The organism is Pseudomonas fluorescens, from assembly GCF_041354075.1.
Lineage (GTDB): Bacteria > Pseudomonadota > Gammaproteobacteria > Pseudomonadales > Pseudomonadaceae > Aquipseudomonas > Aquipseudomonas fluorescens_CE.
In genome coordinates, this window is record NZ_JARZGC010000026.1 from 57,143 (window position 1) to 69,177 (window position 12,035).

Annotated in this window: 12 protein-coding genes; 7 read left to right on the forward strand and 5 right to left on the reverse strand. The window is 62.0% G+C overall.

Features of this window, described 5'->3' with window-relative positions; all coding sequences use genetic code 11:
• Window positions 1–71: 71 nt before the first annotated feature.
• Window positions 72–1,016 carry a choline ABC transporter substrate-binding protein gene (locus QIW53_RS24285; protein ID WP_371052095.1) on the reverse strand — a complete coding sequence of 315 codons (945 nt, stop codon included), beginning with the start codon at window positions 1,014–1,016 and terminating at the stop codon, window positions 72–74.
• Between the two features lie 187 nt (window positions 1,017–1,203).
• Here QIW53_RS24285 and QIW53_RS24290 point away from each other — a divergent pair, with 187 nt between their 5' ends.
• Window positions 1,204–2,163, forward strand: a complete 960-nt coding sequence (locus QIW53_RS24290) for a GlxA family transcriptional regulator (RefSeq protein ID WP_371052096.1) — start codon at window positions 1,204–1,206, stop codon at window positions 2,161–2,163.
• Between the two features lie 147 nt (window positions 2,164–2,310).
• Here QIW53_RS24290 and QIW53_RS24295 read toward each other — a convergent pair whose 3' ends face one another.
• The 4 genes from QIW53_RS24295 to QIW53_RS24310 form a co-directional block, all read right to left on the reverse strand.
• A complete protein-coding gene (locus QIW53_RS24295; protein WP_371052097.1) occupies window positions 2,311–2,727 on the reverse strand; it encodes a DUF3010 family protein in 417 nt (138 codons plus the stop codon).
• Window positions 2,728–2,760: 33 nt separating this feature from the next.
• Window positions 2,761–3,084: a helix-turn-helix domain-containing protein gene (locus tag QIW53_RS24300; protein ID WP_371052098.1), complete on the reverse strand. Its 324-nt coding sequence runs from the start codon at window positions 3,082–3,084 to the stop codon at window positions 2,761–2,763.
• Entirely contained in the window at window positions 3,068–3,322 is a 255-nt protein-coding gene (locus QIW53_RS24305; protein ID WP_371052099.1) for a type II toxin-antitoxin system RelE family toxin, read from the reverse strand. Before QIW53_RS24305 ends, QIW53_RS24300 begins: the two co-directional genes overlap by 17 nt.
• Window positions 3,323–3,533: 211 nt before the next feature.
• The gene (locus QIW53_RS24310; RefSeq protein ID WP_371052100.1) at window positions 3,534–3,935 is read right to left on the reverse strand and encodes a lysozyme inhibitor LprI family protein; all 402 of its coding nucleotides are present in this window, start codon (window positions 3,933–3,935) and stop codon (window positions 3,534–3,536) included.
• Window positions 3,936–4,168: 233 nt separating this feature from the next.
• Here QIW53_RS24310 and QIW53_RS24315 point away from each other — a divergent pair, with 233 nt between their 5' ends.
• The 6 genes from QIW53_RS24315 (at window position 4,169) to etfB (ending at window position 11,947) form a co-directional block, all read left to right on the forward strand.
• Window positions 4,169–5,146: a dipeptidase gene (locus tag QIW53_RS24315; protein WP_008033250.1), complete on the forward strand. Its 978-nt coding sequence runs from the start codon at window positions 4,169–4,171 to the stop codon at window positions 5,144–5,146.
• A gap of 78 nt (window positions 5,147–5,224) precedes the next feature.
• Window positions 5,225–5,755: a DUF5943 domain-containing protein gene (locus tag QIW53_RS24320; RefSeq protein ID WP_371052101.1), complete on the forward strand. Its 531-nt coding sequence runs from the start codon at window positions 5,225–5,227 to the stop codon at window positions 5,753–5,755.
• A 15-nt stretch (window positions 5,756–5,770) separates the two neighbouring features.
• Entirely contained in the window at window positions 5,771–7,831 is a 2,061-nt protein-coding gene (dgcA, locus tag QIW53_RS24325; protein ID WP_371052102.1) for a dimethylglycine demethylation protein DgcA, read from the forward strand.
• A gap of 163 nt (window positions 7,832–7,994) precedes the next feature.
• Window positions 7,995–9,941 carry a dimethylglycine demethylation protein DgcB gene (gene dgcB / locus QIW53_RS24330; protein ID WP_371052103.1) on the forward strand — a complete coding sequence of 649 codons (1,947 nt, stop codon included), beginning with the start codon at window positions 7,995–7,997 and terminating at the stop codon, window positions 9,939–9,941.
• Window positions 9,941–11,161, forward strand: coding sequence for an electron transfer flavoprotein subunit alpha (etfA, locus tag QIW53_RS24335; RefSeq protein WP_371052104.1), 1,221 nt, complete (start codon window positions 9,941–9,943; stop codon window positions 11,159–11,161). Before dgcB ends, etfA begins: the two co-directional genes overlap by 1 nt.
• A gap of 15 nt (window positions 11,162–11,176) precedes the next feature.
• Window positions 11,177–11,947, forward strand: coding sequence for an electron transfer flavoprotein subunit beta (gene etfB / locus QIW53_RS24340; RefSeq protein ID WP_371052105.1), 771 nt, complete (start codon window positions 11,177–11,179; stop codon window positions 11,945–11,947).
• Window positions 11,948–12,035 lie beyond the last annotated feature (88 nt).

A 12,035-nucleotide genomic window follows, 5' to 3' on the forward strand; every position in this document is an offset into this window, starting at 1 on the left:
CGGTTCCTTACAGGCGTGGTGGTGCCGTTCGCAGCCCGGTCGGGCTGCGAATCGGTGGTTGGGTCGGGTGATCAGTTAGCGGTGAGTTTCAGGTTTTCAGCCGCCGGCTTGCCGTCGAACGTGGTGACGCCTTCAAGCCAGCGCGCCTTGTCCTGCGGGTGATCCTTGAGCCATTGGCGGGCCGATTCGAACGCGTCCTTGTGATCCAGCAGCGGCTGCATCATCCGGCTCTCGTCCTCGGCGGTGAACGTCAGGTTGGTCAGCAGGCGCCCGATGTTCGGGCATTGTTCGGCGTAGGTCGGGGCGGTGACGGTCCACACGGTGGCCATGCCTTCGTTCGGGCCCAGGGCGTCGTCGCTGCCGGTCAGGTAGGTCATCTGCACGTTGACGTTCATCGGGTGCGGCGCCCAGCCGAAGAACACCACGGCTTCCTTGCGGCGCACGGCACGATCCACGGCGGCGAGCATGCCGGCCTCGCTGGACTCCACCAACTGGAACTTGCCGAGGCCAAACTGGTTCTTGGCGATCATCGCCTTGATCTGGGTGTTGGCCCCCGAGCCTGGCTCGATGCCGTAGATCTTGCCGCCCAGTTCCTTCTCGAACTTGGCGATGTCGGCGAAGGTTTTCAGACCCTTGTCGGCCAGATAGGTCGGCACCGCGAGCGTGGCGCGTGCGTCTTTCAGGCTCGGCGCATCGAGTACCTTGACCTGGTTGGCGTCGACGAAGGGCGTGATGGTCTGGGTCATCAGCGGGTTCCAGTAGCCCAGGAACAGGTCCAGGCGTTGGTCACGGATGCCGGCGAAAATGATTTGCTGGGAGGCGCTGGTCTGTTTGGTTTTGTAGCCGAGGCCGTCGAGCAGCACCTGGGTCATGGCACTGGTGGCGATCACGTCAGTCCAGTTCACGACGCCCATGCGCACGTTCTGGCACGACGCGGGTTCGGCCGCCATGACACTGGCGTTCAGCAAAGCGGTACCGCTGAGTGCAAGAACACAGCTGCTGATCAGTCGTTTCATCTCAGGTTTCCTCGGCAGTTCGTTATTGTGGATTCCGGTGTCTGTGCGCCGGTAATGCCAAAGTTACGCAGCCTTGCCCCGGTAAAAGCGCACTGCGGCGACTCGCTCTTGCACTGCAGCGACCTGTGCTCTTGAATGCCTCGGACAAGTGGCGTATCAACGTTCACACGCTACCTGAGTGCGCGCCATGTCCCAGGATTTCTACTTCTTGTTGATGCCGGGTTTCTCGGCCATCGGGTTCATCTCGGCCATCGAGCCGTTGCGGGTCGCCAATCGCTTTCGCGGCGAGCTGTATCGCTGGCATGTCTTGAGTGCCGATGGCGGGGCGGTGCTGGCCAGCAATGGCATGTCGGTCAACGCCGATGCCGCGCTGGAGCCGCTGAAGAAAGGCGCGACGCTGTTGGTCGTCGCCGGGTTCGAGCCGCTGAAGTTCGCCACCCCGGCGCTGGAGCACTGGCTGCGCCGGCTGGACAAGGAGGGCGTGACCCTCGGCGCGATCGACACCGGCAGCTTCGTCCTCGCCGAAGCCGGTCTGCTCGACGGTCATCGCCTGACCCTGCACTGGGAAGCCATCGATGCGTTCAAGGAGTCTTTTCCGCAGCTCAGCGTCACCCAGGAGCTGTTCGAAATCGACCGTCGGCGCATCACCTCGGCCGGGGGCACCGCTTCCATCGACCTGATGCTCGACCTGATCGCCCAGGCCCACGGCCCGGAGCTGGCGATCCAGGTCAGTGAGCAATTCGTGCTGGGCCGCATCCGTCCGCGCAAGGACCACCAGCGCATGGAAGTAGCCACCCGCTACGGCATTCGCAACAAGAAACTGGTGCAGGTGATCGGCGAGATGGAGCAGCACAGCGAACCGCCGTTGACCACCCTGGAGCTGGCGGAATCGATCAAGGTCACGCGCCGGCAGCTCGAACGCCTGTTTCGCCTGCACCTGAACGACACCCCCAGCAACTTCTACCTGCGGTTACGGCTGGAAAAGGCCCGGCAGTTATTGCGCCAGACCGACATGAGCGTGCTGGAAGTGAGCATTGCCTGCGGGTTTGAATCGCCGTCGTATTTCACCCGCAGTTATCGGGCGAAGTTCGAGCGGTGCCCGAGGGAGGATCGCCGTCGGTTGGAGGATGGGCGGGAGCGGGTTTGATAAAGGACTTCAGCCAGACACAAAACCACTGTGGGAGCGGGCTTGTTCGCGAATGCGGTCATTTATTCAAAATTGATCTTGTCCGACACACCGCTTTCGCAAGCAAGTCCGCTCCCACATTTGATCCTCATCGTGTGGAGGATTGGGTTACCTCTTCAATAATGCCGAGCAGGCTGCCTTGTAAGCCTCATGCTGATACTTGTTCAGCGTCGCCGGCAGCTCGAAACCATGCTTCTTGGCCTGGGCATTGATCGTCTGCGGCGACAGCAGCGTCACCTCGCAACTCTCCAGCAGCTGGAAAATCCCTTCGATCTTGAAGGTGGTCGGCCCACCGGCGAACTCGCCTTTCTTGCTGCGCTTCTTGATGGCGATCCGGTCGACGGCGTTCTCGCGAACGAAAGAGGCGACCTGGGCAGCAAACACCTTGACGTTCGCGGCCTCGTCGTCATCCTCCAGGGCGATTTTCTTGGTTGCCAGCGGGACGTGTTCCAGCGACTGGCCGTCGAGCGCCGCCACGGCGATGATCGCCTCGCTGCCTTTGATTTCGATGCCGCAGACTTTCATGGTGAATCCCTTGAGTGGCTGATGATGCGCAGCTTACAGCTCGAGCTGATCGCCCTTGATGCCAAATGCGGCTGCAATTTTTTCGCGGGTCGCCTTGCGCGGTTTGGCGACGGTCTCCTGCTGGGCAAAAGCGGGTTGCGAGATGCCCATGCGTTTGGCCACTTCATCCTGAGTAAGTTTCAGATGTTCGCGCCAGGCACGAATGGGTGTTGCGCCATCGACGATACGGCTCACGACTTCATGAGGAATCAGATCGGGTTCAACCTTCTGTGCCACGTACTGCGCGTAAGGGATGACCACGAAGGCAGGGTTTCCGTCTGCGTCGTTGATAATTTGAACGTCAGTAGGTGCGTTCATCGCGTTTCTTCACCTCTTGAATACTGACCACTTTGATTGCTCCGTCCCAGTCGAACATGACTCTGTAGTGACCCACTCGCAGCCGATAGGAATGCTGATGACCAGTCAGCGCTTTGACGTTGCCTGCCTCAGGCATGGCGGTAAGCGCGGTTACGGCATCACGAACCTGGATCTGATGAGTGGAGTGCAATTTCAGAAGCTGCTTAACGGCCTTTCGAGTCCAGTGAATACTGTTCATGAGAGAATATAAGTCTTTTATAAGATTTCCAATCTTTACTTATATTTCTTGGCAGGCCAACAAGCGAAGCGTGTCGGAGTGTTGCCCCTTATGCAGGGTCTGACATGTGATATTTCGAGCGCTGCAGGTCTAATCCGCGGGGTATGTAGGAAACTGGGATGCTGCGAGGCGAAAGCTCGCGGCGGTGCCAGCTTTCTATGGATGGTGCAATTCACTCCTGACCAATCGACTCCAAAAACTCCGACCGCTCATCACTCATCCGTGCCACGCAATCATTTAGCGCAATGTTGAAGGCCTTGCTGCCGCTGGTCGCCGGGAAGACTTCGATGGCGCAGTCGGCATCGCGGGTTTTCAGCCATTGTTGCTGGGCGGTTCTGATTTTGGCGGTGATGTCGGCCAGTTGCGTCGGGTTCTTGCCGTACAGCGCCTGCATGCGTTCGTTGAGGCTCTTGTAGTTGTCGCTCAACAGGTCTTCGGCGCTGGTTTTGCTGAAGGCCGAACATTCGAGGGTCTGGATGTCGTTTTCGACTTTGTCGCAGGGGTTGTCGTCGGATTCTTGCGCGGCGTGAGCGCCTGTCGCGATCAGTGCCAGAGTCAGGAGGATGGATTTCATTCAGTGGCCGCTCGTGTGCTGTAAGCATTCGTTGATGCGGCGAATTCTGGCCCATGCGGGCGGGCTTGAACAGGTCGCAAACAGTATGGGTCGACGACCCTTTGTCGCGGATTGACGCTTTCGGCAATTCCCCTGTCGTTTTTGCACCCGGCTGCCCATGCACCGAGGCATATGCTGGCCCCAAAGCGCCGGCACACGATTCGGCGCATGAATCACCCATAGGGGACAGCCTGATGAGCCCAGCCGAACTACACGCCGACAGCATCGTTATCGACGGGCTGATTATTGCCAAATGGAACCGTGAGCTGTTCGAAGACATGCGCAAGGGCGGTCTGACCGCAGCCAACTGCACCGTGTCGGTGTGGGAAGGTTTCCAGGCCACCGTCAACAACATTGCCGCCAGCCAGAAACTGATCCGCGAGAACAGCGACCTGGTGATTCCGGTGCGCACCACCGCCGACATCCGCAAGGCCAAGGAGCAGGGCAAGACCGGCATCCTGTTCGGCTTCCAGAACGCCCACGCGTTCGAAGACCAGATCGGCTATGTCGAGGTGTTCAAGCAACTGGGCGTCGGTATCGTGCAGATGTGCTACAACACCCAGAACCTGGTGGGCACCGGTTGCTACGAGCGCGATGGCGGCCTGTCGGGCTTCGGGCGTGAAATCGTCGCGGAAATGAACCGCGTCGGCGTCATGTGCGACCTGTCCCACGTCGGCTCGAAAACCTCGGAAGAGGTCATCCTCGAGTCGAAGAAACCGGTGTGCTACTCCCACTGCCTGCCCTCCGGCCTGAAGATTCACCCGCGCAACAAATCCGACGAAGAGCTGAAGTTCATCGCCGACCACGGCGGTTTTGTCGGTGTGACCATGTTCGCGCCGTTCCTGGCCAAGGGTATCGATTCGACCATCGACGACTACGCCGAAGCGATCGAATACACCATGAACATCGTCGGTGAAGACGCCATCGGCATCGGCACCGACTTCACCCAGGGCCATGGCCAGGACTTCTTCGAATACCTGACCCATGACAAGGGCTACGCCCGTCGCCTGACCAGTTTCGGCAAGATCATCAACCCGCTGGGCATTCGCACCGTCGGCGAGTTCCCGAACCTGACCGAAACCCTGCTCAAGCGCGGTCATTCCGAACGCGTCGTGCGCAAGATCATGGGCGAGAACTGGGTGAATGTTTTGAAAGATGTCTGGGGCGAATAAGCCGCCGCACCTCTGAATCCTTTCCCCGGCCATTCGCGCCGGGGGTAACACCACGAATTTTTCTGGAGTTAAGTTTCCATGGCCAAGATCGCCCCGCAATTGCCTATCGAAGTCGACAGCGAGACCGGTGTCTGGACCTCCGACGCCCTGCCGATGCTGTACGTGCCGCGTCATTTCTTCGTCAACAACCACATGGGCATCGAGGAAGTGCTGGGCGCCGACGCCTACGCCGACATTCTCTACAAGGCCGGCTACAAGTCCGCCTGGCACTGGTGCGAAAAGGAAGCTGAATGCCACGGCCTGGAAGGCGTCGCGGTGTTCGAACACTACATGAAGCGCCTGTCGCAACGCGGCTGGGGCCTGTTCAAGATCCAGGACATCGACCTGGATAAAGGCACCGCCAGCGTCAAGCTCGAACACTCGGCGTTCGTCTACGTCTACGGCAAGGTCGGGCGCAAGGTCGACTACATGTTCACCGGTTGGTTTGCCGGTGCGATGGATCAGATCCTCGCCGCTCGCGGCAGCCAGATCCGCACCGTGGCCGAACAAGTCTACGGTGGCTCCGAAGAGGGCCACGACGACGGTTTGTTCACCGTCAAGCCGTTGTAAGTCGAGGAACCCGTCATGGCTTTCGAAGCAATGTTTCAGCCGATCCAGATCGGCAAACTGACCATCCGCAACCGTGTGCTCAGCACCGCGCACGCCGAGGTCTACGCGACCGACGGCGGCATGACCACCGACCGGTACGTCAAGTATTACGAAGAGAAAGCCAAGGGCGGGATCGGCCTGGCGATCTGCGGTGGTTCGTCGGTGGTCGCCATCGACAGCCCGCAGGAGTGGTGGAGTTCGGTGAACCTGTCCACCGACCGGATCATTCCGCACTTCCAGAATCTGGCCGATGCGATGCACAAGCACGGCGCCAAGATCATGATCCAGATTACCCACATGGGCCGTCGCTCGCGCTGGGACGGCTTCAACTGGCCAACGCTGATGTCGCCGTCCGGCATCCGTGAGCCGGTGCACCGCGCCACCTGCAAGACCATCGAGCCGGAAGAAATCTGGCGGGTGATCGGCAACTACGCGCAGGCGGCCCGTCGCGCCAAGGCCGGTGGCCTGGACGGCGTCGAACTGTCGGCCGTGCACCAGCACATGATCGACCAGTTCTGGAGCCCGCGGGTCAACAAGCGTACCGACGAATGGGGCGGCAGCTTTGAAGGCCGCATGAAGTTCGGCCTCGAGGTCCTGAAGGCCGTGCGCGCCGAGGTCGGTGACGATTTCTGCGTGGGCATGCGCATCTGCGGTGACGAATTCCACCCTGATGGCCTGTCCCACGAGGACATGAAACAGATCGCCAAGTATTACGACGACACCGGCATGCTCGATTTCCTCGGTGTCGTCGGTTCGGGTTGCGACACCCACAACACCCTGGCCAACGTGATCCCGAACATGAGTTATCCGCCGGAGCCGTTCCTGCACCTGGCGGCCGGCATCAAGGAAGTGGTCAAGGTTCCGGTGCTGCACGCGCAGAACATCAAGGACCCGAACCAGGCAACGCGAATTCTGGAAGGCGGTTACGTCGACATGGTCGGCATGACCCGCGCGCACATCGCCGACCCGCACCTGATCGCCAAGATCAAGATGGGTCAGGTCGACCAGATCAAGCAGTGCGTGGGCGCCAACTACTGCATCGACCGTCAGTACCAGGGCCTGGATGTGTTGTGCATCCAGAACGCCGCGACCTCCCGTGAATACATGGGCGTGCCGCACATCATCGAAAAAACCACCGGTGTGAAACGCAAGGTGGTGGTCGTCGGCGCCGGTCCTGCGGGGATGGAAGCCGCCCGTGTCGCAGCCGAGCGTGGCCACGACGTGACCCTGTTCGAGAAGAAGGAATTCATTGGCGGGCAGATCACCACGGCAGCGAAAGCGCCGCAGCGGGATCAGATCGCCGGTATTACCCGTTGGTATCAACTGGAGCTGGCACGGCTGAAAGTCGACCTGCGTCTGGGCACGGCGGCGGATGCGCCGACCATCATGGACCTGCGTCCGGACGTGGTGGTGCTGGCGGTCGGCGGCCATCCGTATCTGGAGCAGAACGAGCACTGGGGCGCGGCCGAAGGCCTGGTGGTCAGCAGCTGGGATGTGCTCGACGGCAAGGTTGCACCGGGCAAGAACGTGCTGGTCTACGACACCATTTGCGAGTTCACCGGCATGTCCACCGCCGACTTCCTGGCCGACAAAGGCAGTCAGGTCGAGATCGTCACCGACGACATCAAGCCTGGCGTGGCGATTGGCGGTACGTCGTTCCCGACCTACTACCGCAGCATGTACCCCAAGGAAGTGATCATGACCGGCGACATGATGCTGGAAAAGGTCTACCGCGAGGGCGACAAGCTGGTGGCGGTCCTGGAAAACGAATACACCGGCGCCAAGGAGGAGCGGGTGGTGGACCAGGTGGTGATCGAGAACGGCGTGCGCCCGGACGAAGAAATCTACTACGCGATGAAGGAAGGTTCGCGCAACAAGGGCCAGATCGACGTCGAAGCCCTGTTCGCGATCAAGCCGCAGCCATGCCTTGAGCAGAGTGGCGACGGTTACCTGCTGTTCCGCATCGGCGACTGCGTGGCGCAACGGAACGTGCACGCGGCGATCTATGACGCGCTGCGGCTGTGCAAAGACTTCTAAAGGCCGGCACATGACCCGGTGGCAGCGGGCTTGCTCGCGAAAGCGGTGGATCAGTCAATGAAAATGTGACTGACAGAATGCATTCGCGAGCAAGCCCGCTCCCACAGGAACCCGAGTAAGGCATCTCGACCTGCTACACCCCGCAGTCTTTGGGAGCTCCACCATGTTGAACACCCTTCTTCCAATCCTGTTGTTCGCAGCCCTGGGCCTGGCGGTCCTCGGCGCGTTGCGGCGGGTGGCCATGTGGCGCCGGGGTCGAGCCTCGAAGGTCGACCTGATCGGCGGCCTGTTCGCCATGCCCAAGCGCTACATGGTCGATCTGCACCATGTGGTCGCGCGGGACAAATACATCGCCAACACCCACGTGGCCACGGCCGGTGGCGCGGTGGCGTCCATCGCGCTGGCGATTCTGGTACATGGCTTCGGCCTGCATAACCGCGTGCTCGGCTATGCGCTGCTGTTGATGACGGCGGTGATGTTCGTTGGTGCAATCTTCGTTTACCTGCGTCGGCGCAACCCGCCTTCGCGCCTGTCGAAAGGCCCATGGATGCGCCTGCCGAAAAGCCTGCTGGCATTCTCGGTGTCGTTCTTCCTGCTGACCTTGCCGGTCGCCGGGGTTCTGCCGGAGAACTTCGGTGGCTGGATCCTTGCCGTGATCCTCGGGATCGGCGTGCTGTGGGGCGTGTCGGAGCTGTTCTTCGGCATGACCTGGGGCGGGCCGATGAAGCACGCCTTCGCCGGTGCGTTGCACCTGGCCTGGCACCGTCGCGCCGAGCGCTTTGGTGGTGGTCGTTCCACCGGCTTGAAGCCACTGGACCTCAACGACCCGGCCGCGCCGCTGGGCGTGGAAAAGCCCAAGGATTTCACCTGGAACCAACTGCTCGGCTTCGACGCCTGCGTGCAGTGCGGCAAGTGCGAAGCGGCGTGCCCGGCGTTCGCCGCCGGCCAGCCGCTGAACCCGAAAAAACTGATTCAGGACATGGTCGTCGGCCTGGCCGGCGGCACCGATGCCAGTTTTGCCGGCAGCCCGTATCCCGGCAAGCCCATCGGTGAGCATGCGGGCAATCCCCATCAACCGATCGTCAACGGCCTGGTGGACGCTGAAACCCTGTGGTCGTGCACCACCTGCCGGGCCTGCGTCGAGGAGTGCCCGATGATGATCGAGCACGTCGATGCCATCGTCGACATGCGTCGCCACCTGACCCTGGAAAAGGGCGCGACCCCGAACAAGGGCGCCGAAGTCCTGGAAAACCTCATCGCCACCGACAACCCGGGCGGGTTTGCGCCGGGCGGGCGGATGAACTGGGCGGCGGACCTCAACCTCAGCTTGCTGAGCGAGAAGAAATCCACCGACGTGCTGTTCTGGGTCGGCGATGGCGCCTTCGACATGCGCAACCAGCGCACCTTGCGCGCCTTCGTCAAAGTGCTGAAAGCGGCCAGGATCGACTTCGCGGTGCTCGGCCTGGAAGAACGCGACAGCGGTGACGTGGCCCGCCGCCTGGGCGATGAAGCCACTTTCCAGCTGCTGGCCAAGCGCAACATCCAGACCCTGGCCAAATACAGCTTCAACCGCATCGTCACTTGCGACCCGCACAGCTTCCACGTGCTGAAAAACGAGTATGGCGCCTTCGATGGCAACTACCTGGTGCAGCACCACAGCACCTACATGGCGGAAATCATCAAGGCCGGCGCGCTGAACCTCGGCCAGCACAAGGGCGACAGCGTCACCTATCACGACCCGTGCTACCTCGGCCGCTACAACGGCGAGTACGAGGCACCGCGCGAAGTGTTGCGCGCCCTCGGGATCGAAGTGAAAGAGATGCAACGTTCCGGCTTCCGTTCACGCTGCTGCGGCGGTGGTGGCGGTGCGCCGATCACCGACATTCCGGGCAAGCAGCGGATTCCCGACATGCGCATGGAAGACATCCGCGAAACCGGCGCCGAACTGGTGGCCGTGGGTTGTCCACAATGCACGGCCATGCTCGAAGGCGTGGTCGAACCACGGCCCCTGATCAAGGACATCGCCGAACTGGTGGCCGATGCGCTGCTTGAAGAAGACGCCCCGAAATCCGCCACACCGGCCAAACGCGAACCTGCGGAGGTGCACTGATGAGCGACATTATCCGCCGCGACCCCCGCGCCGAATGGATTGCCCGTAACCGTCTGCACCCGTTGCATGCGGCCATGCAACCGGCGCAACACAGCTGGATGGGCCCCAACGGCGTCATCCGCAAGAACCTGCACGGCATCGGTTTCATCGGGCCCAACGGCATCAAGCGCATCGACCGCAGCGGCGCCCAGCAGGGCGGCGCGACCAAGCGTTCGGCAACCGTTGAAGTGCAACTGCCGCTGCATCAGGTGGCAGCGCCGGCGTTCTACATCAGCGTGGTGCCGGACATGGTCGGTGGTCGCCTGAGCAGCCACGACCGCGACCTGCTGGGCCTTGCCCATCAGCTCGCCGGCAAGGACGGTGCGGTGTTGGCCGTGGTTTTCGGCGAACACAAGGAAAACACCTTCGCCACGGCGGGCGTCGATCGCCTGCTGGTGCTCGAAGGCGAAGAATTCAACGGTTATGCACCGGAGCAACGGGTCCAGGGCCTGCGGGCTGTGGATAACCAGTTCAGCCCACGGCACTGGCTGCTGCCGGACAGTCGCACGGGCGGCGGCGAACTTGGTCGACGCTTCGCTGCCGCCCTGGGCGAGCGCCCGGCCACGCGGGTCTGGCAGGTCAAGGACGAGCAGTGCATCGGTCGTGCTGGCGCTGGATTGCAAGACCTCGCACGACCGCTGGCCCGGTTGATCCTGGGCGCGGTCGAGTGTGCAGAACCGGTCAGCGAGACTCGCCATGAGGCCTTGCCGGTGGAGTTATCCACAGCGGTGGCACGCAGCTTGTCGCGTATCGAAGACCTGGGCGCGGTGGCGGTGGACCCGGCGGCGATTCCGATGGCCGAAGCCGAGTTCATTTTCTCCGGCGGTAACGGGGTCAAGGATTGGGAGCTTTTCCACAGGACGGCCGCGGCCCTCGGCGCCACCGAAGGCGCCTCACGGGTTGCGGTGGACGATGGCTTCATGGCGCGCGACCGTCAGGTTGGTGCGTCCGGTACCTGGGTCACGGCACGGGTCTACGTGGCGGTGGGGATTTCCGGGGCGATCCAGCACCTGCAAGGCATTGGTGCCTGCGACAAGGTGGTGGCGATCAACCTCGACCCGGGGTGCGACATGATCAAGCGGGCCGACTTGTCGGTAATCGGCGAGAGCGCCGAACTGCTTCAAGCCTTGATCGATGCGATAGCGGCCTATCGTAACGACGCCAAGCGCGATGCGGCTTAAGGAAAGGAAAGGGTTATGAGCACGAAAATCGTCAGCCTGGTGTCCATCGGCGCCCACCCGACTTCGGGCCGCCCACGCCGCGCGGAGCAGGATGCGCGAGCGGTGGAGCTGGGTCTGCAACTGGCCGGGGATAACTTGCAGGTGCTGCACGCCGGGGACATTGCGGAGCCGGCGTTGCGCGCCTATCTGGGCATGGGCCTGGAACAGCTGCATGTGCTGGAACAACCGTCGGGAGCCGACGCCTTGCCGGCGTTGACCGCTTACCTGCGCGACGCCGGGGCTCAGGTGGTGCTGACCGGCAGCCAGTCGGAGACCGGCGAGGGCTCCGGGATGTTGCCGTTCCTGCTGGCGGAAGGCCTCGGCTGGCCGCTGGTGGTCGGGCTGGCGCAGGTGGAGTCCATCGAAGGTGGATCGGCCCTGGTGCTCCAGGCGCTGCCCCGAGGGCAGCGTCGTCGCCTGAAGGTGCGACTGCCGTTCCTGGCCACTGTCGATAACGCCGCGCCCAAGCCCCGGCAAAGCGCCTACGGCCCGGCCCGACGAGGGGTGTTGCAGGCCAATGACGTCGAAGTGATCGACGACGAACTGCTGACCGTCGCCTCCCTGCAGCCGGCCAAGCCACGGCCAAAACGCTTGAAAGTGATCAAGGCCAAGAGCGGCGCCGACCGCATGAAAGCCGCCACGGCCAAGGCCAGCGGCGGAGGCGGGCAAGTGCTCAAGGGCGTTACGGCGCAGGCCGGGGCTGAAGCAATCCTCAAGTTGCTGATAGAAGAAGGCGTGGTCCGCTGATCGATCATTCACACAAATCCAAATGTGGGAGCGGGCTTGCTCGCGAAAGCAGTGGGTCAGGCGACTTTTATGTCAGCTGACCCACCGC